At 73.1% G+C, this 24,032-nt stretch carries 27 protein-coding genes; 15 read left to right on the top strand and 12 right to left on the bottom strand.

The features are described from left to right. The first annotated feature begins 165 nt into the window (after positions 1-165). From ptsP to ACFPM7_RS22460, 4 genes are all read left to right on the top strand, one after another. Positions 166-1,812 carry a phosphoenolpyruvate--protein phosphotransferase gene (gene ptsP, locus ACFPM7_RS22475; protein ID WP_378249681.1) on the top strand — a complete coding sequence of 549 codons (1,647 nt, stop codon included), beginning with the start codon at positions 166-168 and terminating at the stop codon, positions 1,810-1,812. Between the two features lie 37 nt (positions 1,813-1,849). Continuing rightward, a complete protein-coding gene (locus ACFPM7_RS22470) occupies positions 1,850-2,446 on the top strand; it encodes a hypothetical protein (protein ID WP_378249680.1) in 597 nt (198 codons plus the stop codon). Positions 2,447-2,449: 3 nt separating this feature from the next. Further along, positions 2,450-2,728, top strand: a complete 279-nt coding sequence (locus ACFPM7_RS22465) for an HPr family phosphocarrier protein (RefSeq protein WP_378249679.1) — start codon at positions 2,450-2,452, stop codon at positions 2,726-2,728. Between the two features lie 86 nt (positions 2,729-2,814). Continuing rightward, the gene (locus tag ACFPM7_RS22460; protein ID WP_378249678.1) at positions 2,815-3,027 is read left to right on the top strand and encodes a DUF5988 family protein; all 213 of its coding nucleotides are present in this window, start codon (positions 2,815-2,817) and stop codon (positions 3,025-3,027) included. Between the two features lie 97 nt (positions 3,028-3,124). Here the strand turns inward: ACFPM7_RS22460 and ACFPM7_RS22455 are convergent, their stop codons facing one another. Together ACFPM7_RS22455 and ACFPM7_RS22450 are read right to left on the bottom strand one after the other, a co-directional pair. Further along, on the bottom strand, positions 3,125-3,775 hold the full coding sequence (locus ACFPM7_RS22455) for an O-methyltransferase (protein ID WP_378249677.1): 651 nt from the start codon (positions 3,773-3,775) through the stop codon (positions 3,125-3,127). A 256-nt stretch (positions 3,776-4,031) separates the two neighbouring features. Further along, positions 4,032-4,928, bottom strand: coding sequence for an anti-sigma factor RsbA family regulatory protein (locus ACFPM7_RS22450; RefSeq protein WP_378249676.1), 897 nt, complete (start codon positions 4,926-4,928; stop codon positions 4,032-4,034). Positions 4,929-5,054: 126 nt separating this feature from the next. Here ACFPM7_RS22450 and ACFPM7_RS22445 point away from each other — a divergent pair, with 126 nt between their 5' ends. Next, on the top strand, positions 5,055-5,846 hold the full coding sequence (locus ACFPM7_RS22445) for an ion transporter (RefSeq protein ID WP_378249675.1): 792 nt from the start codon (positions 5,055-5,057) through the stop codon (positions 5,844-5,846). A gap of 3 nt (positions 5,847-5,849) precedes the next feature. On the opposite strand, the gene ACFPM7_RS22440 is transcribed toward ACFPM7_RS22445, so the two are convergent. Together ACFPM7_RS22440 and ACFPM7_RS22435 are read right to left on the bottom strand one after the other, a co-directional pair. Then, positions 5,850-6,098, bottom strand: coding sequence for a hypothetical protein (locus ACFPM7_RS22440; RefSeq protein ID WP_378249674.1), 249 nt, complete (start codon positions 6,096-6,098; stop codon positions 5,850-5,852). Continuing rightward, the gene (locus ACFPM7_RS22435; protein ID WP_378249673.1) at positions 6,095-7,273 is read right to left on the bottom strand and encodes a S8 family serine peptidase; all 1,179 of its coding nucleotides are present in this window, start codon (positions 7,271-7,273) and stop codon (positions 6,095-6,097) included. Before ACFPM7_RS22435 ends, ACFPM7_RS22440 begins: the two co-directional genes overlap by 4 nt. Before the next feature lie 155 nt (positions 7,274-7,428). Between ACFPM7_RS22435 and mshC the strand changes: the two genes are divergently transcribed. Then, on the top strand, positions 7,429-8,667 hold the full coding sequence (gene mshC, locus ACFPM7_RS22430; protein WP_378249672.1) for a cysteine--1-D-myo-inosityl 2-amino-2-deoxy-alpha-D-glucopyranoside ligase: 1,239 nt from the start codon (positions 7,429-7,431) through the stop codon (positions 8,665-8,667). A gap of 57 nt (positions 8,668-8,724) precedes the next feature. On the opposite strand, the gene ACFPM7_RS22425 is transcribed toward mshC, so the two are convergent. After that, positions 8,725-9,636, bottom strand: coding sequence for a PAC2 family protein (locus ACFPM7_RS22425; RefSeq protein WP_378249671.1), 912 nt, complete (start codon positions 9,634-9,636; stop codon positions 8,725-8,727). Between the two features lie 65 nt (positions 9,637-9,701). Here ACFPM7_RS22425 and ACFPM7_RS22420 point away from each other — a divergent pair, with 65 nt between their 5' ends. Then, the gene (locus ACFPM7_RS22420; RefSeq protein ID WP_378249670.1) at positions 9,702-10,400 is read left to right on the top strand and encodes an HAD family hydrolase; all 699 of its coding nucleotides are present in this window, start codon (positions 9,702-9,704) and stop codon (positions 10,398-10,400) included. Here ACFPM7_RS22420 and ACFPM7_RS22415 read toward each other — a convergent pair. Continuing rightward, positions 10,397-10,660, bottom strand: coding sequence for a TetR/AcrR family transcriptional regulator (locus ACFPM7_RS22415; protein WP_378249669.1), 264 nt, complete (start codon positions 10,658-10,660; stop codon positions 10,397-10,399). The two genes, ACFPM7_RS22420 and ACFPM7_RS22415, sit on opposite strands and share 4 nt — an antisense overlap. Positions 10,661-10,792: 132 nt before the next feature. Here ACFPM7_RS22415 and ACFPM7_RS22410 point away from each other — a divergent pair, with 132 nt between their 5' ends. Both ACFPM7_RS22410 and hisG read left to right on the top strand, forming a co-directional pair. Next, positions 10,793-11,056 (top strand): phosphoribosyl-ATP diphosphatase, encoded by a 264-nt coding sequence (locus tag ACFPM7_RS22410; protein WP_378249668.1) that lies wholly within the window; start codon positions 10,793-10,795, stop codon positions 11,054-11,056. 40 nt (positions 11,057-11,096) lie between these two features. Then, positions 11,097-11,942, top strand: coding sequence for an ATP phosphoribosyltransferase (gene hisG, locus ACFPM7_RS22405; protein WP_378249667.1), 846 nt, complete (start codon positions 11,097-11,099; stop codon positions 11,940-11,942). A 56-nt stretch (positions 11,943-11,998) separates the two neighbouring features. Here the strand turns inward: hisG and ACFPM7_RS22400 are convergent, their stop codons facing one another. Beyond that, positions 11,999-12,769: a thioesterase family protein gene (locus tag ACFPM7_RS22400; protein WP_378249666.1), complete on the bottom strand. Its 771-nt coding sequence runs from the start codon at positions 12,767-12,769 to the stop codon at positions 11,999-12,001. After that, the gene (locus tag ACFPM7_RS22395) at positions 12,769-13,629 is read right to left on the bottom strand and encodes a RecB family exonuclease (protein ID WP_378249665.1); all 861 of its coding nucleotides are present in this window, start codon (positions 13,627-13,629) and stop codon (positions 12,769-12,771) included. Before ACFPM7_RS22395 ends, ACFPM7_RS22400 begins: the two co-directional genes overlap by 1 nt. 105 nt (positions 13,630-13,734) lie before the next feature. Between ACFPM7_RS22395 and ACFPM7_RS22390 the strand changes: the two genes are divergently transcribed. Together ACFPM7_RS22390 and ACFPM7_RS22385 are read left to right on the top strand one after the other, a co-directional pair. After that, positions 13,735-14,844 (top strand): site-2 protease family protein, encoded by a 1,110-nt coding sequence (locus ACFPM7_RS22390; RefSeq protein WP_378249664.1) that lies wholly within the window; start codon positions 13,735-13,737, stop codon positions 14,842-14,844. A 57-nt stretch (positions 14,845-14,901) separates the two neighbouring features. Then, a complete protein-coding gene (locus tag ACFPM7_RS22385) occupies positions 14,902-15,735 on the top strand; it encodes a tRNA (adenine-N1)-methyltransferase (RefSeq protein WP_378249663.1) in 834 nt (277 codons plus the stop codon). Between the two features lie 85 nt (positions 15,736-15,820). Here the strand turns inward: ACFPM7_RS22385 and ACFPM7_RS22380 are convergent, their stop codons facing one another. From ACFPM7_RS22380 to ACFPM7_RS22370, 3 genes are all read right to left on the bottom strand, one after another. Next, complete coding sequence (locus ACFPM7_RS22380; protein WP_378249662.1) at positions 15,821-16,606, bottom strand: hypothetical protein; 786 nt, start codon at positions 16,604-16,606, stop codon at positions 15,821-15,823. A gap of 67 nt (positions 16,607-16,673) precedes the next feature. Then, positions 16,674-17,339: a flagellar basal body-associated FliL family protein gene (locus ACFPM7_RS22375; RefSeq protein ID WP_378249660.1), complete on the bottom strand. Its 666-nt coding sequence runs from the start codon at positions 17,337-17,339 to the stop codon at positions 16,674-16,676. A 112-nt stretch (positions 17,340-17,451) separates the two neighbouring features. Then, complete coding sequence (locus ACFPM7_RS22370) at positions 17,452-18,090, bottom strand: hypothetical protein (protein ID WP_378249659.1); 639 nt, start codon at positions 18,088-18,090, stop codon at positions 17,452-17,454. 234 nt (positions 18,091-18,324) lie between these two features. On the opposite strand from ACFPM7_RS22370, the gene arc reads away from it, so the two are divergent. The 3 genes from arc (at position 18,325) to ACFPM7_RS22355 (ending at position 21,825) form a co-directional block, all read left to right on the top strand. Further along, the gene (gene arc / locus ACFPM7_RS22365; protein WP_378249657.1) at positions 18,325-20,145 is read left to right on the top strand and encodes a proteasome ATPase; all 1,821 of its coding nucleotides are present in this window, start codon (positions 18,325-18,327) and stop codon (positions 20,143-20,145) included. A gap of 64 nt (positions 20,146-20,209) precedes the next feature. After that, positions 20,210-21,124, top strand: a complete 915-nt coding sequence (locus ACFPM7_RS22360) for an aldo/keto reductase (RefSeq protein WP_378249656.1) — start codon at positions 20,210-20,212, stop codon at positions 21,122-21,124. A gap of 62 nt (positions 21,125-21,186) precedes the next feature. Further along, on the top strand, positions 21,187-21,825 hold the full coding sequence (locus ACFPM7_RS22355; protein ID WP_378249655.1) for a hypothetical protein: 639 nt from the start codon (positions 21,187-21,189) through the stop codon (positions 21,823-21,825). Positions 21,826-21,838: 13 nt separating this feature from the next. Here ACFPM7_RS22355 and ACFPM7_RS22350 read toward each other — a convergent pair whose 3' ends face one another. After that, on the bottom strand, positions 21,839-22,372 hold the full coding sequence (locus tag ACFPM7_RS22350) for an NUDIX domain-containing protein (protein ID WP_378249654.1): 534 nt from the start codon (positions 22,370-22,372) through the stop codon (positions 21,839-21,841). A 60-nt stretch (positions 22,373-22,432) separates the two neighbouring features. Here ACFPM7_RS22350 and dop point away from each other — a divergent pair, with 60 nt between their 5' ends. After that, positions 22,433-23,938 carry a depupylase/deamidase Dop gene (dop, locus tag ACFPM7_RS22345; RefSeq protein WP_378249653.1) on the top strand — a complete coding sequence of 502 codons (1,506 nt, stop codon included), beginning with the start codon at positions 22,433-22,435 and terminating at the stop codon, positions 23,936-23,938. Positions 23,939-24,032: the final 94 nt, after the last annotated feature.

Genomic DNA, 24,032 nt, shown 5'->3' with positions numbered 1-24,032 from the left:
TTGAACTGATCGCGACCGGTGCTGTGCCGGTCGATGACCTGATCACCCACCGGCTCCCGTTGGACGGTGTCCTGGAGGCCATCGACACCGTCGCCAGCGGCGTCGCCATCAAGGTCACCATCGAGCCCGCCGCGGTCTGATCCGCGCGCCACTGGAGGAAGAACGTTGTCCGACGTGCTGGACGGCAACCCGGCGAGCCCGGGTGCCGCGGCCGGGCCGGTCGCCCGCCTCGCACCCGCCCCGGTCCTGCCCGCCGACCCGCCGCCCGCAGGCGCCCCCGACGCCGAGGCCGCCACGGCGGCCTCGGCGATCGACACCGTCGTCGCCGAGCTGGAGAAGCGCGCCCACGGGCTCACCGGCGAAGCCCGCGACATCCTGGAGACCCAGGTCCTGATGGCCAGGGACTCCGCGATCAGCGACGGCGTCCGCGCCGCCGCCGAAGCGGGCAGACCCGCCGCGTGGGCGGTGCACGAGGCGTTCGGCAAGCAGATGGCCGCGCTCACCGCGCTCGGCGGCTACCTCGGCGAGCGCGCCGGTGACCTCGCGGACCTGCGCGACCGCGCCGTCGCCGTGCTGCTCGACGTGCCGCCGCCCGGCCTGCCCTCGGCGCAGGAGCCCTACGTGCTGGTCGGCGTGGACCTCGCGCCCGCCGACACCGTCACCCTGGACCCGGCGCTGGTGCTGGCCATCGTCACCGAGAAGGGCGGCCCGACCAGCCACACCGCCATCCTCGCCCGCGCCATGGGCATCCCCGCCGTCGTGGGGTGCGCGGGCGCCGCCGGGCTGACCGACGGCGACCGCGTCGTCGTGGACGGCACCCTCGGCAGCGTCACCGCGCACCCGAGCGACGAGCTGGTCGCCAAGGTGGCCGCCGACGCCGAGGCCCGCCGCGCCGAGCTGGCCGCCTTCACCGGTCCCGGCCGCACCGCCGACGGCCACCCCGTCAAGCTGCTGCTCAACGTCGGCGAGGGCGACGCCGCCGCGGGCGGGGAGGTCGACGCCGAGGGCGTCGGGCTCTTCCGCACCGAGTTCCTGTTCCTCGACCGGACCGAGGCGCCCACCGTCGAGGAGCAGCGCGCCGCCTACGGGCGCGTGTTCGCCGCCTTCTCCGGCCGCAAGGTCGTCGTCCGCACCCTGGACGCGGGCGCGGACAAGCCGCTCCCGTTCGCCACCGACGAGTCCGAGCCCAATCCCGCGCTCGGCGTCCGCGGCTATCGCATCGCCGCGGGCAAACCGTCCATCTTGGACGACCAGCTCGCCGCGATCGCCGCCGCGGCTGCCGATCACGACGCTGACGTGCACGTCATGGCCCCGATGATCGCGACCGCCGCCGAGGCGGCGGAGTTCGCGGGCAAGGCGCGGGCCGCGGGCATCGGCACGGTCGGCGTCATGATCGAGATCCCGGCGGCCGCGCTGCGCGCCGGGGAAATCCTCGCCGAGGTCGACTTCGTCAGCATCGGGACGAACGACCTCGCCCAGTACACCTTCGCGGCCGATCGGCTGCTCGGCGAGCTGGGCCCGCTGCTGGACCCCTGGCAGCCGCCCCTGCTCGACCTCGTCGCCATGGTCGCCACCGCGGGCCGCACGGCGGGCAAGCCCGTCGGCGTCTGCGGCGAGGCGGCGGGCGACCCCGGCCTGGCCGTCGTCCTCACCGGGCTCGGCGTCACCAGCCTGTCCATGTCGGCGCCCGCCGTCCCCGGTGTCCGCGCGGCCCTGCGCCGCCGCACGAGCGACGACTGCGCCGCCCGCGCCGACCTGGCGCGCCGCGCTCCCGACCCGGCCACCGCCCGCGCGCGGGTGCTGGGCGGGTGACGGCGGGCTCGGTGACCGCACACACCGAGGAACCCCGATGACCTTGCCCCGCAACACCACCGTCCCGGCCGCCAACCACCAGCCGGTCCACCACCACCCGTCCTACCTGCACCCGGAGCTGGCCGACCTCGCCGCCGCGCGCGACTTCTACCGCGCGCGCATGGGCTGGGAGTCGGTGATCTCCGGCAGCGAGCTGCGCCTGCCGCTCACCATGGGGATGGTCGGCATCCGCATGTCGCCGCTGCTGGCCGCCCGCGTCCTGCCGTGCTTCGCCGAGGCGGGCGCGGCGGCGCCCGCGGTCACCATCGGCAGCCCGCCGGTGGTGGTGCTGCTGGCCGACGCCAACGGCCGCTGGTACTCCCAGTCGGACATGCCCGACGGCGTCGCCCTGCTGCGCGCGCCGGTGGAGCTGCCGCTGCCGCCCAGCCGCGTCGGCGACGTGCCGGTGCGCTGGTCGGGCACCCCGGACCTCGGCACCGGCTTCCTGCCGCTGGCCGAGGGCGTCCTGCAGGTCGTGCGCACGGTGCTCGGCCTGGTCGAGCCCCGCCCGAAGGTCCGCAAGGGCCGCCTCACCTCGCCGTGGCCGCCCTGCGCCCCCGGTTCCCGATCACCTGTCCCGCAATCGAAAGGCTAGGCGATGCCCACTACCCGAGTCACCATCGGTTCCCCGGTCGGCCTGCACGCCCGTCCGGCGAAGCTGCTGGTCGAGGCGGCCCGCAAGCAGAAGGCCACCGTCCGCATCGGCCGCGACGGCGCCGACCCGGTCGACGCCTCCAGCATCCTGGCGGTCATGGCGCTCGGGGTCGCGGGCGGCGAGGAGGTCGTGCTGAGCGCCGAGGGCGAGGACGCCGAGACCGCGCTCGCCGAGATCGCGGAATTGCTGGCGAAAGACCTCGATTCGGCGACGACGACCTAGGCCCATTCTGGCGAATTCCCTAGTGCATTCCACGTCAGAATAGAAGAGAAGGTTCTCGTGGAACCGTTCCGGAAAGGGTGATCATCGTGGCGCAGATCAGTCGAGTGGTGCTCAGCGGTGGCCCGCGGACGCTGTCCGACGGCGGCGTGGTCGAACTCGACCAGCCTGCGGCCGACAAGGTGAAGATCGCCCACCGGGCGGGCTACGAGCACTTCCTCCCCACCGGCGAAGTGCAGGTCGTGAACGGGGAGGCGCTCCCCGTCTACGTGTGGAGCGACCGCACCCGCATCGCCGAATAGCACAGCTCCCCGTCCGCCCGGTGGCCCCCCGCACCGGGCGGACGGTGGTTCCATCCAGGGCCGGTTCGCGATTCCCCCGTCCGCGAACCGGCCCGATCTATCGCTTGCGCGCCAGCGTGATCCCGTCCGCCACCGGCAGCAGTGAGATCTCCACCCGATCATCCTCCGCCAACGCCGCGTTGAACGTCCTGATCGCCTCGGTGTCGGCGTCGCGCGCGTCGGAGTCGACAACACGTCCGAAGTAGAGCGTATTGTCGATGACGATCAATCCGTCGTCGTGGATCAATTCCAGCGCCCGCTCGAAATAGCGCGCGTAGTTCCCCTTGTCGGCATCGATGAACACCAGATCCACCGAGCCCGCCGGGATGCCCCGCAGCGTCTCCGCCGCCGGGCCCAGGAGCAGCTCGATCCGCTCGCCGACCCCGGCCCGCTCCCAGAACCCGCGCCCGATGTCGGCCCACCGGGACGTGACGTCGCAGGTGATGACCCGCCCGCCCGCGCCCACCGCCCTGGCCAGGCAGAGCGTCGCGTAGCCGGTGAAGGTCCCCACCTCGACCACCGTCCGCGCCCGGCACAGGCCCGCGAGCAGGGCAAGGAACTGCCCCTCCTCCGGCGACACCTGCATGGCCTCCCCGGCGGGCAGCTCGGCGGTGACCTCCCGCAGCTCCCGCAACACGTCATCCTCGCGGACAGAAACCGCCCGCACGTACTCCGCCAGCGCGTCGGTCACTGCAACCTGGGTAGCCATGCACCCGACGCTAGGCGAGCGCGATTAGGTGATTTGCCAGACCGGGCCGCGAATCCGATGCGGCCAGGACCGTGCCGCCCCGCTCTCGTGGAGCGCTTTCCACGATGCGGAATCCCCGCAGGGCGGTGGGCTGTCCGCGGGCAAGGTGGGCCCCCGGGCAGCCTCAAGACCTACGCGCCTGTGGGCCGACGACCTCGACACCGCCCTGCCCCTCCTGCCCGACCTCGTCGCGCGGATCATCCGCCGGGACTGGGCCTCAGCCGTGCATCCACAGCCGGACCACGGTGCCCCGCTTGGGGCACGACCGGATCTGCACGAGATCGCACAGCTGGTTCGCCAGCCAGATGCCTCGGCCTCCGCGCACCGACGGCAGCGGCGCGACCCGTCCGGTCATCGCCGAGTCGAGGTGCCCGCTGTCGCTCACCTCGCACACGATCGCCCCGTCCTCGCCCCACACCCGCAGCGTCCCGCGCTCGCCGCCGTGGCAGATGCTGTTGGTGACGATCTCGTTGGCCGCCAGGGTGAGGTCGAGCGCCTTGTCCCGGTCGAGCCCGGCGGCGCTGGCCCTGATCGTCACCAGGTCCCGCAGCTCGGGCAGGTCGTCGAGGCTGAAGTGGGTCACGTCGGTGACCTCGGCCGTCGTGTCCTCCAGCACCGCGCTGAACGTCGCCGCCGCCAGGTCCGGATCGTAGCCCCCGCTCCCGCCCGCGACCCCGTCCGCGACGACCTCCCGGTGGCAGGAGCGCACCCACTCCGGTTTCCGCGTCGGGTAGGGGCAGCGGACCCGCAGGTCGGGCCCGTCGGCGAAGGCGATGTCGACCAGGGCCTCGTGCAGCGCCACCTCGGCGGACTCCGCGGCCGAGCGGCCCGGCCACCACGCCTGGCAGATCGCCACCACGGGCTCGCCGGAGGAGGTCAGCTCGCGCAGCGCCGGGATGATCCTGGCCGGGTTCGCGCCCGCGGTGGCCATGTCGAGCACGCGCAGGTCGGCGCCGACGGCCGAGCGCAGCGGCTCGGCGGTGGCGGGCGGGGCGAAGACGACGGCGCGCGCGCCGTCGTCCAGACCGGCGCGCAGGAAATCGGCCGACCGGGTGATCAAGTCGGCTGGATCGGTGTACACGAGGGCGTCGTGCGCGGATCCTCGTGCGCTCATGGGGCTTCCTCCGGCTGACCGCGTTCGGGGGCCACGGTCGGCCGTCGTAACGGTACTCGCAGCGACCACTGTCGGCGAGACATGCGGTGTGGCTGGTGCCGGTGGCTCGTGCGATCGTTCTGCACCATGGTCGTCTCTCTGGCGGGCTCGCCGAAGAAGCCCCGCGTCAGCCTCGACGACTGGCTGATGATGGTCCTGGCCGTGGTCTCCGTCGGCCTGCTCGTCTACCGCGCGTTCTTCGACCCGCCCGCCGAGGTCGCCAGGACGATCCAGTGGATCGACTGGGGCATCTGCGGGGTGTTCTTCATCGAGTTCCTGTGGCGCTGGTCCGCGGTGCGCTTCCAGGCCCGGTTCCTGCGGGTCAACTGGTACGACATCGTCGGCATGGTGCCGGTCACGAACTGGGGCTTCCGGGCGTTCCGGCTGCTCAGGGCCGTCCGCATCGCGATGGTGCTCACCCGGGTCAGCAGGCCGGCCGACCGGTCGGTGGGGGAGGAGCTGGCGTATCGGGCGCTCGGCCGCTTCGGTGACAAGCTCATCAACCCGGTGGTCGACCTCATCAAGAAGCCGCTGACCGTCGCGGTGCTGGAAGAGGTCGTCGCCGTGCTGCGCACCGGGCACTACGCCCGCAACGTCTCCGCGGCGCTGGAGGAGAACCGCGCCGAGATCCGCGCCATGGTCCTGGAGAAGATCAAGCAGGACCGGCAGGCGGGCAGGTTCTCGGTCCTGCCCTTCCACGACGAGATCGTCGGCACCGTCACCGACACCGTCCTGCGCGTGGTGCTGGAGATGCTGGCCGACCCGCGCACCGACGAGCTGATCAGCGACATGCTGCGGGAGAACATCGACCAGATCCGCGCGGCCGTCCACGCCGGCGACCACCGCGACCTGCCCGCGCCCGCGCCGCCGGACCGCTAGCCGCTACTGCACGTCGCTGCCCGGGTCGGGCAGCTGGAACCCGGTGACCGGCTCGATCCCCTCCACGCCGTCGATCTCGGTCAGCGCCGACACCAGTCCGGTCGGCACCGAGCCGGTGACCACCCCGACCGAGTCGAGCACCTCGTCCACCCGCAGGCCCGCGGCCCGCAGCCCGGCCACCACCTCCGGCAGCCGGGCCAGCCCCGAGTCGGCGATCACGACGACGACCCGCTCGGCCGGGATGTCGGTCACGGGGCCTGCACCAGGCCGCAGCCCACGTCGGTCGAGGGCAGCGGCAGGCGGCGCGCGGTCGCCGAGAGCCGCGCCCACAGCTCCAGTCCGCGCGCCCCGGTCGCCTCGGCGACCAGCGCCGCGATGCCCGCCACGTGCGGGGTGGCCATGCTGGTGCCGCTGATGCGGTTGTGCCGCAGCGGCATCGGCCACGCCGAGTGCACGTCGACGCCGGGGCCGACGATGTCCACCGCGCCGACGGTGTCCACCGTGCCGCAGGAGAACCAGGCCAGCTGCGAGGCCACGTCGACGGCGCCGACAGCCATGATCGACGGGCAGTTCGCCGGGTGTCCGACCGGAGCCACGACGCCATTCTGCCGCTTCGACTCGTTGCCCGCCGCCGCGATGATGAGCGTGCCCTGCGCCAGCGCGCGCGAGGCGACCCGCTCGTAGGTGCGCGAGTACGGGTCACCCGGCCGGGTCCGCGCGCCCAGCGACATCGAGATGATCGGGCAGTTGTTGCTGACCGCCCACGCGATGCCGGACAGGATGCCGCCGTCGGAGCCGGACCCGCCGTTGCTCAGCACCTTCCCGGCGTAGATCTCCGACTGGTGGGCCACGCCGTAGCCGGGGCCGTCGGAGGGCTCGCGCGGCCCGCACGCCGTGCCGATGCAGTGGGTGCCGTGCCCGTGCCCGTCCTGCACCTCCTCGCCGGGGACGAACGAGCTCGACTCGACCTCCCGGCCCGCGAAGTCCGGGTGCGCGAGGTCGAAGCCGGTGTCGAGCACCGCGACCCGGATGCCCGTGCCGGTGGCGGTGCTCAGCTGCGCGCCGACGGCCTGCAGGCCCCGGGTGAACAGCGACTCGTCCACCGCCATCGGCTGCTCGGCCGGGGCGGGCGCGGTGATGGCGTACACCCGCCGCTCCTGCTCCAGCGAGGCGATCGGGCCCGGCTCGACCGCCGCGCGGGCCAGGCGCATCGCCTGCTCCTCGTCGGCGTTGACGACCGCGACGCCGAGCTGGTGCAGGACGACCCCCTCGCTGGCGTCGAAGTCCATGGTGTCCACGCCCGCTTCCGCGGTGCTGGCCGCGTGGATGCCCGCGACCTGGTTCAGCGCCTTGGTGCCCGCGGCGACCGCGTCGTCCTCCAGCAGCACCAGATAGCGGCCGGTCGTGCCGTTGCCCGCCGTAGTCATGTTCCCGCCCCTTCTCGGTCCCGGTGTCCAGCCCCCACTCAGAAGACGTCGGCGCTCGGCCAGCGTATGTAACGGGGGTCACACTTTTGGCCGCACGGTGTTCCGGCATCCGGCCTCGCCGACCCCGCGGTCGCGGGTTGTTTAGGGTCGAACCCATGCAGACTTGGCTCTCCCAGCCGGTGCCGCGGGTGCCCGGGACACCTCGGCCGCTGCGGCTGCACGACACCGCTTCCGGCGAGGTCAGGCCGACGGCGCCCGGGCCGACGGCGACGATGTACGTCTGCGGGATCACCCCGTACGACGCCACGCACCTCGGTCACGCCGCCACCTACCTGGCGTTCGACCTGGTGCACCGGGTGTGGCTGGACAACGGCCACAAGGTCCGCTACGTCCAGAACGTCACCGACATCGACGACCCGCTGCTGGAGCGTGCCGCCCGCGACCAGGACGACTGGGTCGTGCTGGGCATGCGGGAGACGGCGCTGTTCCGCGAGGACATGGCCGCCCTGCGGGTGCTGCCCCCCGCGGCGTTCATCGGCGCGGTGGAGTCGATCCCGGAGATCGTGGAGGCCGTGGCCAAGCTGCTCGCGGGCGGCGCGGCCTACCGGGCCGACGACCCCGAGCACCCCGACGTCTACTTCGACCACCGGGCGAGCGGGCGCTTCGGCTACGAGTCGAACTACGACGAGGCCACCATGGCGAGGTTCTTCGCCGAGCGCGGCGGCGACCCCGAGCGCCCCGGCAAGCGCCATCCGCTGGACGCGCTGCTGTGGCGGGTCGCCCGCGACGGCGAGCCGAGCTGGGACTCCGAGCTGGGGCCGGGCAGGCCGGGCTGGCACATCGAGTGCAGCGTGATCGCGCTGAACCGCCTCGGCGCGGGCTTCGACCTGCAGGGCGGCGGCTCCGACCTGGTCTTCCCGCACCACGAGTACAGCGCCGCGCACGCCGAGGTGCTGACCGGCGAGCACCCCTTCGCCCGGCACTACACGCACTCGGCGATGATCGGCCTCGACGGCGAGAAGATGTCCAAGTCGCGCGGCAACCTGGTGTTCGTCTCGCGCCTGCGCGCCGACGGCGTCGACCCGATGGCCGTGCGCCTCGCCCTGCTGGCGGGCCACTACCGCACCGACCGCTCGTGGACCGATGGGCTGCTGGCCGAGGGCGCGGCCCGGCTTGCGCGCTGGCGGACCGCGGTCGCCGCGGCCGAGGGCCCGGACGGGGCGGCGCTCGTCGAGCGCCTGCGCGACCACCTCGCCGACGACCTCGACACCCCGCGCGCGCTCGCCGCGGTCGACGCCTGGGCCGAGCGGGCCGCGCGCGGCACGGGCGGCGACCCCGACGCGCCCACCGCGGTGCGCCGGGCCGTCGACGCGCTGCTGGGGATCGCCCTGTAGCCGGAGTCGGGGCGGGGAGTCCGCTCCCCGCCCCGACCGCTCAGTGCCTCTGCGGCCTCAGATGCCCGTCGGCCCGGGGCCGCCGTGCCCGCCGAGGCCGCGGCCCGGACCGCGGCGGCGCAGGTAGCGCTCGAACTCCGCGGCGATCGCGTCGCCGCTGGTCTCGCCGAGGGTGTCCTCGGCGTCGCCGCGCTCCTCAAGGGCGCGCACGTAGTTGCGCACGTCCTCGTCCTCCTCGGCCATCTCGCTGACCGTGCGCTGCCACTCCTCGGCCTGCTCGGGCAGCCCGCCGAGCGGGACCTCGATGTCCAGGATCTCCTCGACCCGGTGCAGCAGCGCCAGGGTGGCCTTGGGGGACGGCGGCTGGGAGACGTAGTGCGGCACGGCCGCCCAGATCGAGATCGCGGGCACGCCCGCGCGCACGCACGCGTCCTGGAACACCCCGACGATGCCGGTCGGCCCCTCGTAGCGCGAGCGCTCCAGGCCGTAGCGGGTGGCGGAGTCCTCGTCGTAGGCGGTGCCGGTGACCGGGACCGGACGGGTGTGCGGGGTGTCGGCGAGCAGCGCGCCGAGTGTGACGACCGTCGTCACACCGAGGTCCTCCACGTGCCCGAGCAGCTCGGCGCAGAACTTGCGCCAGCGCATGTTCGGCTCGATGCCGTGCACGAGCACGATGTCGCGGTTGGAGCCGGGCGGCCTGCACACCGACAGCCGCGTGGTCGGCCACTCCACCCGCCTGCTGACCCCGTCGACCAGGCGGACCGTGGGCCTGCTGACCTGGAAGTCGTAGTAGTCGTCGGGGTCCAGCTCCAACAGCGGGGAGGCGTCCCAGGTGAGCTGGAGGTGCTCGATCGCGGTCGTCGCGGCGTCCCCGGCGTCGTTCCACCCCTCGAACGCGGCGACGAGCAGGGGCTCCTCAAGCGCGGGGGTCGTCTGGTCCTCGGTGGTGGGTGGGTCCGGTTGGCTCACCGCGCAAGACTACGGCCCAGGGGTGGCAGGTGGAGATCGAAGGGCACAAGTGCAGGTAGCGTGGCGTGGGAACCGCGCCGAGATCGCTGGAGGACGGATTGACCTCGCCCGCCGCCGTGCTGTGGGACATGGACGGGACCCTGCTGGACTCCGAGAAGCTCTGGGACATCCCGCTCAACGAGTACGCGGCCAAGCTCGGCGCCGAGCTGCCGCCGGAGACCAGGGCCGCCATGGTCGGCTCCAACATCCCGACGACGATGTCGCTGCTCTTCGGCGCCGCGGGCGTTGACCCGGCCCCCGAGGACGTCCGCGAGGCGGTCGCCTGGATCGACCTGCGGATGGCCGAGCTGTTCGCCACCGACCTGACCTTCCGCCCCGGCGCCGAGGCCGCCCTGCGCGTGGTGCGCGACTCCGGCCTGCCGACCGCGCTGGTCACCTCGACCGAGCGTCCGCTGGTGGAGATCGCGCTGGAGGTGATCGGCCGCGGCTTCTTCGACGTGGTCGTCTGCGGCGACGAGGTCGACGGCAAGACCAAGCCGCTGCCCGAGCCCTACCTGCGCGCGGCCCGGCTGCTGGGCGTGGACCCCGGCGCTTGCGTCGCCATCGAGGACTCGCCGACCGGCACCGCCTCCGCGGTGGCCGCCGGGTGCTCGGTGCTCGTCGTGCCGTGCGAGGTGGAGGTCGAGCCGGGGGAGCGCCGCGTCCTGCGCGAAAGCCTCGTCGGACTCGACATGGCTCTGCTCCGCGCAGTTCTGGCGGGCTAGCGCCCGGTCGGGAGCAGCGCGCTGATCAGGGGTCCACCCCGGATCAGCTCGATGATCCTGGTGGTGCCCGCGTCCTCCCACCACAGCAGCGCGGCCGCCGGCAGCGCGCCGCGGTCGGCGAAGTGGCAGTAGAAGCTGCCCCGGGTGACCCCCAGCGCGGTGGCCAGCGGGTCGACGGCCACGGCGCCGACCCCGCCGTCGGCGAGTGCCTTGACGGCGGCCGCGATCCAGTCCTCCTTGCTCAACCTGGGTTTTGCCACGGCCCCACCCCACGGTTCGGCGCGTCCGCCCGTCGCCGCGCGGGAGCGCGCTGTCGCGGTCGTGCTCACTTGGGGGTGATCCCGGTCCCCTAGCTCCCGCTCGCGGGTGCCGGGATGGGAGGATCACGCATCGTGAAGACGTTCGACGAGCTGTTCGCCGAGCTCAGCGACCGCGCGGCGACCCGGCCTGCTGGCTCGGGCACCGTGGAGGCGCTGGACGCGGGCGTGCACGCCCAGGGCAAGAAGGTCCTCGAAGAGGCGGGCGAGGTGTGGATCGCCGCCGAGCACGAGTCCGACGAGCGGCTGGCCGAGGAGGTCTCCCAGCTGCTGTACCGGGTGCAGGTGCTGATGCTCGGCCGCGGCCTGACCCTGGAGGACGTCTACCGACATCTGTGAGGCGGACCCCCACACCCCTCACACCCCTTGGAGCAGAACCATGCTGCGCGTCGCAGTCCCCAACAAAGGCGCCCTCGCCGTCGCCGCTTCCGAGATGCTCAAGGAAGCCGGCTACCGCCAGCGCCACGAGTCCCGCGACCTGACCGTCATCGACCCGGCCAACGAGGTCGAGTTCTTCTTCCTGCGCCCCAAGGACATCGCCATCTACGTCGGCTCCGGCGAACTGGACCTGGGCATCACCGGCCGCGACCTGTCCCTGGACTCCCGGGCGCCGGTGGTGGAGCGCCTCGCGCTCGGGTTCGGCGGCTCGACCTTCCGCTACGCCGCGCCGGCGGGCCGCGACTGGGAGGTCGGCGACCTGACCGGCAAGCGGCTGGCCACCAGCTACCCGAACCTCGTCGCCGACGACCTGGCCGCCCGCGGCGTCACCGCCGAGGTCATCCGGCTCGACGGCGCGGTCGAGATCTCCATCCAGCTCGGGGTCGCCGACGCCGTCGCCGACGTCGTCGGCTCCGGCCGCACCCTGCGCCAGCACGGCCTGGTCGCCTTCGGTGACCCGATCTGCACCTCCGAGGCGGTGCTGGTGGAGCGGGCGGACACCGACCCGTCCCCCGCGCGCGACCAGCTCGCGGCGCGCCTGCAGGGCGTGGTCTTCGCCCAGCACTACATGATGCTGGACTACGACTGCCCGAAGTCGCTGCTGGAGCGGGCCATCGAGATCACCCCGGGTCTGGAGTCGCCCACCGTCGCCCCGCTCGCCAGCGCGGACTGGGTCGCGGTGCGCGCGATGGTGCCCCGCAAGGAAGTCAACGTCATCATGGACAAGCTCGCCGCCGTCGGCGCGAAAGCCGTGCTGGCCTCCGACATCCGCGCCTGCAGGCTCTGAGACGGCTGCGTCGGCTGGGGACGTCCCCGCCACGTCCCCGCCACGTCCCCGCCACGTCACCGTCTGCGCACGAGGAGGGCTTGGGCGCCCCTGGCGACCTCGCCCTCCTCGTCGTGCAGGACGGTGTGGGCCGCGCCCGCGCCCGCCGTCCCGATGACCGAGTGCGCGACCATGCCCATCCACTCGCCGAGCGGTGGCCGGTGGACGTGGACGGTCAGCTCGGTGTTGATGAAGTACCACTCGCGCGGGTCCAGTTCGGACGAGACGCCGTTGCCGGAGTCGGCCAGCACCAGCAGGCGCTGCAGGCCCGTCGGGCGCTCCCCGTCGACCAGGTCGACGCGCTGGCGCGCCCACACCGTCGCCGGGCCGGGCAGCCCGATGTCGCCCACGACGGCGCGCCACTCCATCACGTCGAGGTAGCCGGGCCCCCAGCCTGCGGGCCGACCGGTCGGCCGGGCGGATTCCGGCGCCGGGAGCGCGTCGCCGCCGCTGGTGCGCACGGCGGTGGTGTCCGAGTGCAGCATCCGCCACGCCGAGCACACCGCCACCGGCCGTCCGTCCGCGCTCAGCTCCGCGCGCAGCAGCTCCACCGAGCGGCCGGGCCGGACCACCTCCGCGGTCACCGCCAGCTCGGCGACCGGCACCGGGCCCAGGATCTCCACCGCCACCCTGCCGATCGACATGGGGGCCGCGCTCGGCAGGGCCTCCAGCGCGCGCACCATGAGCGCCGACGGCGGGCCGAGGTGCTGGCTGTGCGCCGACCACGGCCCTGCTGTGTGCTCTGTGGACAGGAAGCGACCGCCGCCGAGCGGGGTGTAGAAGGCCATCAGTCCACCCTGTCCACAAGGGACTCCTCGCCCGCGCTGGGCTCGGGCCAGCCGGGGTAGGCGGGCGGGGTGCCGCCGAACTCGGGGCAGTGGGCCTGGTGCGAGCACCAGTCGCACAGCCGGGAGCGGCTGGGGCGGAAGTCGCCGGTCTTGCCCGCGCGCAGGACCGCCTGCCAGATCGCCTCCAGCGTGCGCTCGAAGCGGGCCAGCTCGGCCTCGTCCGGGGTGTAGGCCAGGGACTGGCGGTCGGCCAGGTACATCAGCCGCAGCTGCCGGGGCACCACGCCGCGCAGCCGCCACAGCGCCAGCGCGTAGAACTTCATCTGGAACAGCGCCTTGGCCTCGCCGATCTCGCGCGGCGCCGTGCCCGTCTTGTAGTCGACCACCCGGATCTCGCCCGTGGGGGCCACGTCCAGCCGGTCGATGTAGCCGCGCAGCAGCACCCCGCTGGGCAGCTCCGTCTCCACCAGCAGCTCGCAGGCCTCCGGGTCGAACCGGCGCGGGTCCTCCAGCTCGAAGTAGCCCGCCAGCAGCCCGCCCGCGGAGTCCAGCCAGCCCGCGTCGCGCCCGAACAGCTCGGCCAGCTCCGGCTGCTCGGACAGCAGCCGCTCCCAGGTCGGGGCCAGCAGCGCGCGCGCCCGCTCCGGCAGCCGCTCGGCCCTGGGCAGGCCGTAGAGCTGCTCCAGCACCGCGTGCACCACCGTGCCGCGCACCTGCGCCGCCGACGGCGTCTCGGGCAGCTTGTCGATCGCGCGGAAGCGGTAGAGCAGCGGGCACTGCTTGAAGTCGCCGGCCCGCGACGGGGACAGCGCGGGCCTGCGCACCGCGGGCGTGTCCTGGGCTGCGACGTCGGGAACCATACGACGACCATATAGTCGACCACCGACGTCCTGGGGGACGGCTCGCGGTCGGCGCCCGGTCCCGGCGGTCAGGAAGGCCGCGGCCCGGGGGACTACGCTGGCCGGATGTCGAGCACCCAGCCCGGACGCGGACTCCTGCTGTTCCGCTACCGCGGCGTTCCGGTGGTGCTCGCCCCGTCCTGGTGGCTGGGGGCGGCCGCCATCGTCGTGCTCTACGCGCCGCTGGTCGAGCGCCTGCTGCCGGGCGCGACCACGACGTCGTCCATCGTGCTGGCCGCCGCGTTCGCCGTGCTGCTCGGGCTCTCGGTGCTCGCCCACGAAATGGGCCACTGCGTCACCGCGCTGCGCCTGGGGCTGCCCGTGCGCAGGCTGCGGCTGTTCCTGCTCGGCGGACTCTCCGAGATCGCCAGGACCCCGCGTCGACCCGCGCACGAGGGAATCGTCGCCGCAGCGGGTCCCGCAGTCTCCATCCTGCTCGCCTTGGTCTTCGGCGCGCTCGTGCTCGTCGTGCCCGGCCAGGGCGCGCTGTGGCTGCTCGTGCTGGAGTGCGCCTTCGCCAACGCCGCCGTCGCGGTGTTCAACCTGCTCCCCGGCCTGCCGCTGGACGGCGGGCGGATGCTGCGCGCGGGCGTCTGGGCGATGACCGGCCGCCGGTCGGCGGGAACCACGGCCGCGGCCGCCGGCGGCTGGGTCGTGGCCGCGCTGCTGGTCGGCTGGGCGCTCTGGGGCGTGGCGACCGACGCCCCTGATCGCTGGCTGCGCCTGGGGATCTGCCTGTTCACCGCCTGGTTCGTCGTCGCGGGCGCGGGCGGTGAGCTGGCCGCCGAGCGGCGGCAGCTGCCCGAGGGGCTCACCCTGGCCGACCTGGTCCGCCCGATCCTGCAGCTGCCCGCCGAGAGCCCGGTCGCCGACGCGCTCGCCGCCGCGGCGGGCCGCGGCGTCGTGCTGGTGCGCGCCGACGGCGTGGCCGCGGGCCTGCTCGACCCGGCCGCCGCCCGGCGGCTGGCCGCCGGATCGCCGTTCTCGCCCGCCGAACTGGCCGCCGAGCCCATCCGGCCGGAATCGGTGCTGCTGGCCTCCGAGCCGGTCGCCGAGATCGTCGAGCGGGTCAGGGAGACCGCGGCGTGGCAGTTCGTCGTCGTGGACGACGACGGCAGGCCCGCGGGCGTGCTGCACCGCGACGATCTGCGCGCCGCGCTCGACGGGGCTGGCTGAAGCGCGCCGCGCCGGTTCTGCGAGCATGGCGGGCGCTCGCAGAGGAGGAACGACACGGTGACCGCGCGCAAGATCAGTGGGCCCTTCCGGGCCGGGGACCGGGTACAGCTGACCGACCCGAAGGGACGGCACTACACCCTCGTGCTGGCCGAGGGGGAGAAGTACCACACGCACCGAGGCGCGCTCGCCCACGACGACATCATCGGCCTGCCCGAGGGCTCGGTGGTGAGTTCGGCCGTCGGCACCGGGTACCTGGCGCTGCGCCCGCTGCTGTCGGACTACGTGCTCTCGATGCCGCGCGGCGCGCAGGTCATCTACCCCAAGGACGCCGCCCAGATCGTCATGCAGGGCGACATCTTCCCCGGCGCGCGCGTGCTGGAGGCGGGTGCGGGCTCAGGGGCGCTGACCTGCTCGCTGCTGCGCGCGGTCGGTCCGGAAGGGACGGTCCAGTCCTACGAGGTCCGCGACGACCACGCCGTGCACGCCGAGCGCAACGTCGTCCAGTTCTACGGCGAGCACCCGCCCAACTGGACGCTCACCGTCGCCGACCTCGCCACCCACACCGGCGAGGTCGACCGGGCCATCCTGGACATGGTCGCGCCGTGGGAGGTGCTGCCGACCGTGGCGGCGAACCTCATCCCCGGCGGCGTCCTGGTCGCGTACGTGGCCACCACGACGCAGCTCTCGCGCGTCACCGAGGCGCTGCGCGAGCAGCAGTGCTGGACCGAGCCGTCGGCGTGGGAGACCCTCATCCGGCCGTGGCACGTGGTCGGCCTGGCCGTGCGCCCCGAGCACCGCATGATCGCGCACACCGCGTTCCTGCTGACGACCCGCCGCCTCGCCGACGGCGTCGTCCCGCCGCGCCCGCAGCGCAGGCCGAGCAAGGGCTGATGAGGAAAGCGGAGGGCCCGTCCGAGGTGGACGGGCCCTCCGCTGCTTCCGTGCCGGGCTGATCAGGGCGAGCCGATCAGCGGTGTCACATGGACACGCACCAGCCGTTGTCGCCCTTCTCGAACAGGATCGGGAAGGGGATCGGCTCGGCGCCGGAGCCCGGAATGGTGACCAGGGTGTCGACGCTGGCGTTCTCGCCGTAGACGTCCGGCTCGCCGGTGATCTCGACGTCGCCGTTGCCCGGCACCACGCTGGTGTACATCAGGCCGGGGTCGCTGCCGGAGCAGCTCAGCGCCTTGGCCCCCGACTCGTCCTTGTCGTTGACCGCGGCGACGTACTTCTCCGCCGCCGTCGCGACGTCGCCCTCGCCGCCACCCTCGCTGCCGCCGCCACCGCTCTCCTCGCTGGTGGTGGTCTCCTCGCTGGTGGTCTCCTCGGTCGTGGTCTCGTCCGTGGGCTCCTCGGTGGTGCGCGGCGCGGTGGTGCTGGTGCCGCCGCCGCCCGCCGTGCCGCCGTCGTCGTCCTTCATGAGGAAGTACACGCCGACGCCCGCGCCCGCCAGGACGATCAGGGCGATCGCCACGATGGCGATGATCTTGCCGGTGTTGTTGCCCTTCGGCGGCTCGCCGCCGACACCCCCGTACGGCTGCTGGTAGCCGCCGCCGTACTGCTGGTTCGGGTCGTACCCGGGCTGCTGCTGGGCGTACGGGTCGCCGTAGGCCTGTCCGCCGGGCGGGGTTCCGTAGGGCTGCTGGCCGTAGGCGGGCTGCCCGCCCGGCGGCGTGCCGTAGGGCTGCTGGCCCTGGCCCTGGCCGTACGGATCCGGCTGCTGGCCGTACGGGTTCTGGCCGTAGGGGGGTGGGGTGGTCATGTGGCCGTGCTCCTCGGGATCGCCTGGTCAGGCGTGGCTGGGATGGGGTGTGCGAAGGGTGGCGCGGTCAGGCCGTTTCCTCCCCGCAGAACCGCCACTCGCCGTCTTCCTTGACGATCTTGATCTCGATGTCGACGTTCTTGACATCGGTGTCGCTGGTGAGCTCCAGAGCGATACGCGCGGTGGCGACTTCGCCCTTGATCTCGGGCTCGCCCTGGGCCGAGCCGGTGATCGTGTACTGCGCGAGCTGGTCCTCCAGCTGCGCGGTGTTCGTGCCGTACTTCTTCTTGTAGGCCTTGCACGCCTGGCCGGTCACGGCCGAGAAGCGCTTGGTCTCGTACGCCGAGATGTACTCCTCCACGACCGTCGCCGGTCCCGTGTCCGCCGGGTCCTCGTCGGTCGTGGCCGCCGGCGAGGAGGTGTCCGTCGCGGGCTCCGTGGTGGTGGTCACCGGAGGTGGGGTGTTCGGCGGGGCGGCCTGGTTCCCCGACTCCCGCGTGAGGAAGTACACACCCACGCCGGTGCCGCCGATCACCAGCAGCGCCATCAGCACGATCGCGACGATCTTGCCGGTGTTGCCGCCGCCGCGCGGCGGCTCGGAGGGCTGCTGCGCCGGGAACGGCTGGGTGCCGAATCCGCCCTGGTAGCCGCCCTGCGGTTGCCACGGGCCCTGACCGTAGCCCGGCGGCGGTGGCCCCCCGTACGGGCCCGGCTGCTGCGGTGGGTAGGTCATGTCGGTCCCCGGCTCGTGGTGTTTGACGCCATCCTATTGGCCCATTCCGGGCGACTTGACACCGCCGCCACCGGATGGCCGGTGGCGGCGGTGCGGCGGTCCCGGTTCCCGCTCAGGCGGGCCCGAGCCGGTCGGCGCACCAGTCGCCGCTGTCGTTCTTCTTCATTGTGATCGTGAGGTCGATGGTCTGGCCCTCGGCCGTCATCGAGACCTTCGCCGTGGCCGTGTCGCCGCTCTCGGTGACCTCGCCGAGGCTGACCTCAAGGTCGGTCGGGAACCCCTCGGTGTCGAAGTCGCCGTCGGAGACCTCGGTCGGGTCGCACAGCACGCCGCGGATGGAGTCGGCGTTGCGGCTCTTGACCCCGTCGACCAGCGTCTGGGCCACGCCCTGCGGGGAGTTTCCGCCGGTCAGGACCAGGATGAGGGTGACGACGACGCCGATGACCACGACGCCCGCGCCCGCCAGGATCAGCGGGAGCTTGCTCTTCTTCTGCGGCTGGCCGTAGGGCTGCTGGCCGTACGGGCCGGGCTGGCCGAACTGCTGCTGGGCGTACGGGTCGCCCTGGGGCGGGGTGCCGTAGCCGGGCTGGCCGCCGGGAGGGGGACCGTAGGACTGGCCGCCCGGCTGAGCGCCATACGGCTGGTGGCCGTGTTGCGGGGGCTGCTGGGGGTAGCCCCCCTGCTGGGGCGGGTAGGGCGGCTGCTGCGGCTGGCCACCGTAGGGGTCCTGCGGTGGCGGCGGGTAGGTCATGTCGTCCCCGGTCGATAGCTGCGAATAAGAGATGCACGAGCTCGGCGCAAGTGGGCTAATACACCGACGCACCGTAGCGGCGCGGCGGTTCCTTCGGATACCGGAACGGCCTATCGCTTGCGGCCGGGCGGGTGTTGCAGTGTGGTGACACGCGAGTTCCGGGATGCGGATGCTCTGTTGTTGTCAGTGATCGCCGGTACCGTAGTGGGTACGAGTTCGGGAGGAGGTGCCGACATGCAGCACGATCGTCCCGGCAGTCGGCCTGAAGATGCCGACGATCAGCAGGGTGAGACGCCCGGCCCAGGGGAAGGGCGCGATCAGCGCTCGGAGGCCGCGCAGATCCGATTCCTGGAAGAGGAAGTCGCACTGCTGCGCCGGAAACTGACGGAATCACCGCGGCATTCGCGGCTGGTCGAGCAGCGGCTCGCCGAGGCGACCGAGCGGGTGAACCAGCTCACTGAGCGGAACACCAAGCTGGTCGACACGCTGCGCGAGGCCCGCGGCCAGTTGCTCGCACTGCGCGAGGAGGTCGACCGCTTGGCGCAGCCGCCCAGCGGCTACGGCGTATTCCTCGAGCGGCACGACGACGGCACGGTCGACGTGTTCACCGCGGGCCGCAAGATGCGGGTGTCGGTCTCGCCCGCCGTCGAGGGCGAGGCGCTGAGCCGCGGGCAGTCCGTGCGGCTCAACGAGGCGCTCACCGTCGTCGAAGGCGGCGGCTTCGAGCGCATCGGCGAGGTGTGCGCGCTGCGCGAGCTGCTCGCCACCGACGGTGAGGAGCGGCCGAACCGGGCGCTCGTCGTCGGCCACGCCGACGAGGAGCGCGTGGTCTGGCTCGCCGAGCCGCTCTTCGACGCGCCGCTCAAGCCCGGCGACTCGCTCCTGGTGGACGCCAAGTCCGGCTACGCCTACGAGCGGGTGCCCAAGGCTGAAGTCGAGGACCTGGTGCTGGAGGAGGTGCCCGACGTCGACTACGCCGACATCGGCGGCCTGTTCCGGCAGATCGAGCAGATCCGCGACGCCGTCGAGCTGCCGTTTCTGCACAAGGACCTCTTCGCCGAGTACGAGCTGCGCCCGCCCAAGGGCGTGCTGCTCTACGGCCCTCCTGGCTGCGGCAAGACGCTCATCGCCAAGGCGGTGGCGAACTCGCTGGCCAAGAAGGTGGCGGCGGCCAGGGGCGACAACAGCCCCGCGGACGCGCGGTCCTACTTCCTGAACATCAAGGGCCCGGAGCTGCTCAACAAGTTCGTCGGCGAGACCGAGCGGCACATCCGGCTGATCTTCCAGCGGGCGCGCGAGAAGGCCTCCGAGGGCACCCCGGTGATCGTGTTCTTCGACGAGATGGACTCGATCTTCCGCACCCGCGGCAGCGGCGTGTCCTCCGACGTCGAGACCACGATCGTGCCGCAGCTGCTGAGCGAGATCGACGGCGTCGAGGGCCTGGAGAACGTCATCGTCATCGGCGCCTCCAACCGCGAGGACATGATCGACCCGGCGATCCTGCGCCCCGGCAGGCTCGACGTGAAGATCAAGATCGAGCGGCCGGACGCCGAGGCGGCCCGCGACATCTTCTCCAAGTACCTCACGCCCAAGCTGCCGATCCACGCCGATGACCTCGCGGAGTTCGCCGGCGACCCGGCGGCCTGCATGGAGGCGATGATCCAGCACACGGTCGAGCGCATGTACGAGGAGACCGAGGAGAACCGCTTCCTGGAGGTCACCTACGCCAACGGTGACAAGGAGGTCCTGTACTTCCGGGACTTCAACTCCGGCGCGATGATCCAGAACATTGTCGACCGCGCCAAGAAGATGGCGATCAAGTCGGTGCTGGAGACCAAGCAGCCCGGCCTGCGCGTGCAGCACCTGCTGGACGCCATCGTCGACGAGTTCGCCGAGAACGAGGACCTGCCCAACACGACCAACCCGGACGACTGGGCGCGAATCTCGGGCAAGAAGGGCGAGCGCATCGTCTACATCCGCACCCTGGTGACCGGCAAGAACCAGGAGGCGGGCCGGGCGATCGACACGGCCAGCAACACCGGTCAGTACCTGTAGCGGACCCACGTCTGGACGGCGGCCCCGGAGCGCGCTCCGGGGCCGCCGCTCTACGCTCGGGGACATGCTGCCGATCAGCCGGTTCGGTCTCGGCCTGGCCGCCCTGGGCAGGCCCGCCTACATCAACCTGGGCGGCGACCTGCCCGCCGACCGCACCGTCGCCGCGCTGCGCGCGGCCACCTGGGAGGTCCTGGACGCCGCGCACGCGGCCGGGGTGCGCCGGGTGGACGCCGCCCGCTCCTACGGGCTGGCCGAGGAGTTCCTGTCCGGCTGGCTCGCCGACCGCGGGCCGGAGGGCGTGTCGGTGTCCTCGAAGTGGGGCTACGCGTACGTGGGGCAGTGGCGCGTCGACGCGCCCGTCCACGAGGCCAAGGAACACTCCGCGGAGCGCTTCCTGACCCAGTGGGCGCAGACCCGCGCCCTGCTGGAGGTCGACCTCTACCAGGTTCACTCGCTGACCGCCGACAGCCCGCTGTTCACCGACGACGCCCTGCTCGACGCCCTCGCCGAGACCGCGGCCTCCGGCGTCCGCGTGGGCTTCTCCACCTCCGGTCCCGCCCAGGCCGAGACCATTCGCCGCGGTCTCGCGCTCGAACGCTCCGGCGTGCGCCTGTTCACCGCCGTGCAGTCGACGTGGAACCTCTTCGAGCGCTCAGCCGACGCCGCCCTCGCCGAAGCCCACGCCGCGGGCGTCGACGTCACGGTCAAGGAAGCCCTGGCCAACGGCAGGCTGGCGGCCACCGCCCCGGCCGCCGTCCAGGAGCTGGCCGACGCCCACGGCGTCGGCCCCGACGCCGTCGCCCTCGCCGCCGCCGCGGCCCGCCCCTGGGCCGACCGGGTCCTGCTGGGCCCGACGAGCCCCGCCCAACTGCGCTCCAACCTGCGCGCCGCGGAACTCCCCACCCTCCCCGAGCTGCCGGAGCTGACCCGCGAGCCGCAGCGCTACTGGGCCGAGCGCTCCCGCCTGGCCTGGGCGTGAGCGGTCCGCGGCAGACCGGTAGGTTCATCGGCGCACCGCCTGCCGATCTTGGGGGGACTCCCGTGCTCCGCCGTGCGCTCGCGCCCGCCGCGGTTCTGCTGCTGGCCACGGCCTGCTCCGGCCGCGCGAACGACCTCGACACCTACTACGACGACCCCGCGGAGCCGACGACCAGCCAGGTCGCGCTCCCGGCCCCGGTCACCCAGGCGCCGGTCACCACGGGGCCGGTCACCACCGACGCCACCACGACGGTTCCGCCCACCGCCGACCCGTCGGCCGCCGTGCTCACCGCCGACGACCTCGCCGAGGAGGGCGTCCAGGCCGCCGCCGGGAGCCCGGACCCGGTAGCCGGGTGCACTCCCGACGCGAGCGGGAACTGGCGGTACCCGAGCGGGTCGGAGATCACCCAGGCGGTCAGCCTGGTGCCCGACGCCGCCGCCCGGGTGGCGGCCATGCGCGAGGAGGGCGCGTGCCTGCCGGACTCGACCACCGAAGGGCCGCGGGTCGCAGACCTGGGCGAGGACAGGCACAGCTGGTGCTACGCGGCCGCCGACGCGATGGGTTGCGCGGTGGCCGTCGCCGACGGGGACCTGCTGACCGTCATCACCGTGGAAGCGGGGAGCACCCGGCGGGCCAGCGAGGCCGTGGGCCGCATCGCCCCGCTGGCGGCAGCGGCGCTGAACAGGGGTCTGGAGCCCTGACCTCCGCCCCCGCTCACGTCTCCGCCGAGGCGTCGTGCTCGGCGAACCAGCGCTCCATCACCAGGCGGCCGTCCGGCACGAAGGGCCAGTCGCGGCCCGCGAGCCGCTCCCGCAGCTCGGCCAGCGGCATCCACCAGCCCTCGGCGATCTCGCTGTCCTGCGGCGTCACCGGGCCGTCCCAGCGGGTCTCGTAGGCGAACAGGTGCATGCGCACCGGGGGCAGCTCTATCCGCATCGTGAACACCGGGGCCAAGGCCGCTCCGACGATGCCGTATTCCTCGGCCAGCTCGCGTTCGGCGGCCGCGGGCGGGGCCTCGCCCGCGTCGATCACGCCGCCCGCGGCGCAGTCGTGCAGGCCCGGGTAGATGTCCTTGGTGTCGGTGCGCCGGTGGACGTACACCCTGGTCCCGTCGCCCGAGCGGACCAGGACGGCCGTGGCGGCGTGCCACAGGCCCTCCGCGCGCATGCGGGCGCGGGTCGCGGACCCGACCTCCGCGCCATCGGCGTCGTACACAGCCACCAGCTCGTCCGCGCTCACCCCTCCCATCCTGCCCTCGCGGCGCGGCTCACCTCCAATGGGCGGGGAGCGCACCGTAGGCTTGCCGGTATGCGGCGGATCATGGGAACCGAGGTCGAGTACGGCATCGCGGTGCCGGGCGACCCCACGGCGAACCCGGTGTTGACATCGACCCAGGTCGTGCTGGCCTACGCCGCGGCGGCGGACATCCCCCGCGCGCGCCGGGCCCGCTGGGACTACGAGGTGGAGTCGCCGCTGCGCGATGCCCGCGGGTTCGACCTCGGCGCGCCCGGCATGGCGGCCACCGACCCCGACGTCGAGGACCTCGGCGCCGCCAACGTCATCCTCACCAACGGCGCCCGGCTCTACGTCGACCACGCGCACCCCGAGTACTCCGCGCCCGAGGTCACCAACGCCCGCGACGCGGTCATCTGGGACAAGGCGGGGGAGCGGGTCATGGAGGAGGCCGCCCTGCGCGCGGCCTCCGTGCCCGGCCAGCCGCGCCTGCAGCTGTACAAGAACAACATCGACAACAAGGGCGCCTCCTACGGCACCCACGAGAACTACCTGATGGCCCGCAACACCCCGTTCACCGCGGTGATCGCCGGCCTGACCCCGTTCTTCGCCTCCCGCCAGGTCGTGTGCGGCTCCGGCCGGGTCGGCCTCGGCGCCTCCGGCGACGAGGCGGGGTTCCAGCTCTCCCAGCGTGCCGACTACATCGAGGTCGAGGTCGGCCTGGAGACCACGCTCAAGCGCGGCATCATCAACACCCGCGACGAGCCGCACGCCGACGCCGACAAGTACCGCAGGCTGCACGTGATCATCGGCGACGCGAACCTGGCCGAGACGTCGACCTACCTCAAGGTCGGCACCACCGCGCTCGTGCTCGACCTGATCGAGGCCGGGGTGCGCTTCGACCACCTCAAGCTGGCCGACCCGGTCCGGGCCGTGCACACCATCAGTCACGACCCGACGCTCAAGGCCAAGGTCGAACTCGCCAACGGCCGCAAGTACACCGCCCTGGACATCCAGTTCGCCTACCACGAGATGATCGCCGACAAGCTCGGCCGCGCGGACGTGGACCGGATCTCCCTCGACGTGCTCGACATGTGGGGCTCGATCCTCGACGCGCTGGCCCGCGACCCCATGGAGTGCGCCGACCGCCTCGACTGGCCCGCGAAGCTGCGCCTGCTGGAGGGCTACCGCGCCCGCGACGGCCTCCAGTGGTCCTCGCCGCGGCTCCAGCTGGTCGACCTCCAGTACTCCGACGTGCGCCTGGACAAGGGCCTCTACAACCGCCTTGTCGCCCGCGGCTCGATGAAGCGCCTGGTCAGCGAGGAGGAGGTGCGCGAGGCGGTCCTCACCCCGCCGCAGGACACCCGCGCCTACTTCCGCGGTCGCTGCCTGGAGCGCTACCCCACCTCGATCGCCGCCGCGTCCTGGGATTCGGTCATCTTCGACCTGGGCCGCGAGTCGCTGGTGCGCATCCCGACGCTGGAGCCGCTGCGCGGCACGAAAGCCCACGTCGGAGCGCTGCTGGACGCCGCGAACACCGCCGAGGAGCTGGTCGACGCGCTGACCGGCGCCAAACGCTGAACCCGCTTCACCCCAGGGCGAAATTCGATCTCGGTCCCGGCGAGGACCGCGACGGATGACGGTCCCCCTGGGTACTGTTCGGTACAGGCCATAC

It is taken from the genome of Actinokineospora guangxiensis (assembly GCF_042657845.1).
Taxonomy (GTDB): Bacteria; Actinomycetota; Actinomycetes; order Mycobacteriales; family Pseudonocardiaceae; genus Actinokineospora; species Actinokineospora guangxiensis.
This window is presented reverse-complemented; position numbering and strand designations above follow the sequence as displayed.

Bases quoted from the DNA above. Each gene is read 5' to 3' on its own strand.
- ACFPM7_RS22470 (WP_378249680.1), top strand. From the start codon at position 1,850: ATGACCTTGCCCCGCAACACCACCGTCCCGGCCGCCAACCACCAGCCG.
- ACFPM7_RS22465 (WP_378249679.1), top strand. From the start codon at position 2,450: ATGCCCACTACCCGAGTCACCATCGGTTCCCCGGTCGGCCTGCACGCC.
- ACFPM7_RS22455 (WP_378249677.1), bottom strand. From the start codon at position 3,775: ATGGCTACCCAGGTTGCAGTGACCGACGCGCTGGCGGAGTACGTGCGG.
- ACFPM7_RS22450 (WP_378249676.1), bottom strand. From the start codon at position 4,928: ATGAGCGCACGAGGATCCGCGCACGACGCCCTCGTGTACACCGATCCA.
- ACFPM7_RS22445 (WP_378249675.1), top strand. From the start codon at position 5,055: ATGGTCGTCTCTCTGGCGGGCTCGCCGAAGAAGCCCCGCGTCAGCCTC.
- ACFPM7_RS22435 (WP_378249673.1), bottom strand. From the start codon at position 7,273: ATGACTACGGCGGGCAACGGCACGACCGGCCGCTATCTGGTGCTGCTG.
- mshC (WP_378249672.1), top strand. From the start codon at position 7,429: ATGCAGACTTGGCTCTCCCAGCCGGTGCCGCGGGTGCCCGGGACACCT.
- hisG (WP_378249667.1), top strand. From the start codon at position 11,097: ATGCTGCGCGTCGCAGTCCCCAACAAAGGCGCCCTCGCCGTCGCCGCT.
- ACFPM7_RS22400 (WP_378249666.1), bottom strand. From the start codon at position 12,769: ATGGCCTTCTACACCCCGCTCGGCGGCGGTCGCTTCCTGTCCACAGAG.
- ACFPM7_RS22395 (WP_378249665.1), bottom strand. From the start codon at position 13,629: ATGGTTCCCGACGTCGCAGCCCAGGACACGCCCGCGGTGCGCAGGCCC.
- ACFPM7_RS22390 (WP_378249664.1), top strand. From the start codon at position 13,735: ATGTCGAGCACCCAGCCCGGACGCGGACTCCTGCTGTTCCGCTACCGC.
- ACFPM7_RS22380 (WP_378249662.1), bottom strand. From the start codon at position 16,606: ATGACCACCCCACCCCCCTACGGCCAGAACCCGTACGGCCAGCAGCCG.
- ACFPM7_RS22375 (WP_378249660.1), bottom strand. From the start codon at position 17,339: ATGACCTACCCACCGCAGCAGCCGGGCCCGTACGGGGGGCCACCGCCG.
- ACFPM7_RS22370 (WP_378249659.1), bottom strand. From the start codon at position 18,090: ATGACCTACCCGCCGCCACCGCAGGACCCCTACGGTGGCCAGCCGCAG.
- arc (WP_378249657.1), top strand. From the start codon at position 18,325: ATGCAGCACGATCGTCCCGGCAGTCGGCCTGAAGATGCCGACGATCAG.
- ACFPM7_RS22360 (WP_378249656.1), top strand. From the start codon at position 20,210: ATGCTGCCGATCAGCCGGTTCGGTCTCGGCCTGGCCGCCCTGGGCAGG.
- ACFPM7_RS22350 (WP_378249654.1), bottom strand. From the start codon at position 22,372: ATGGGAGGGGTGAGCGCGGACGAGCTGGTGGCTGTGTACGACGCCGAT.
- dop (WP_378249653.1), top strand. From the start codon at position 22,433: ATGCGGCGGATCATGGGAACCGAGGTCGAGTACGGCATCGCGGTGCCG.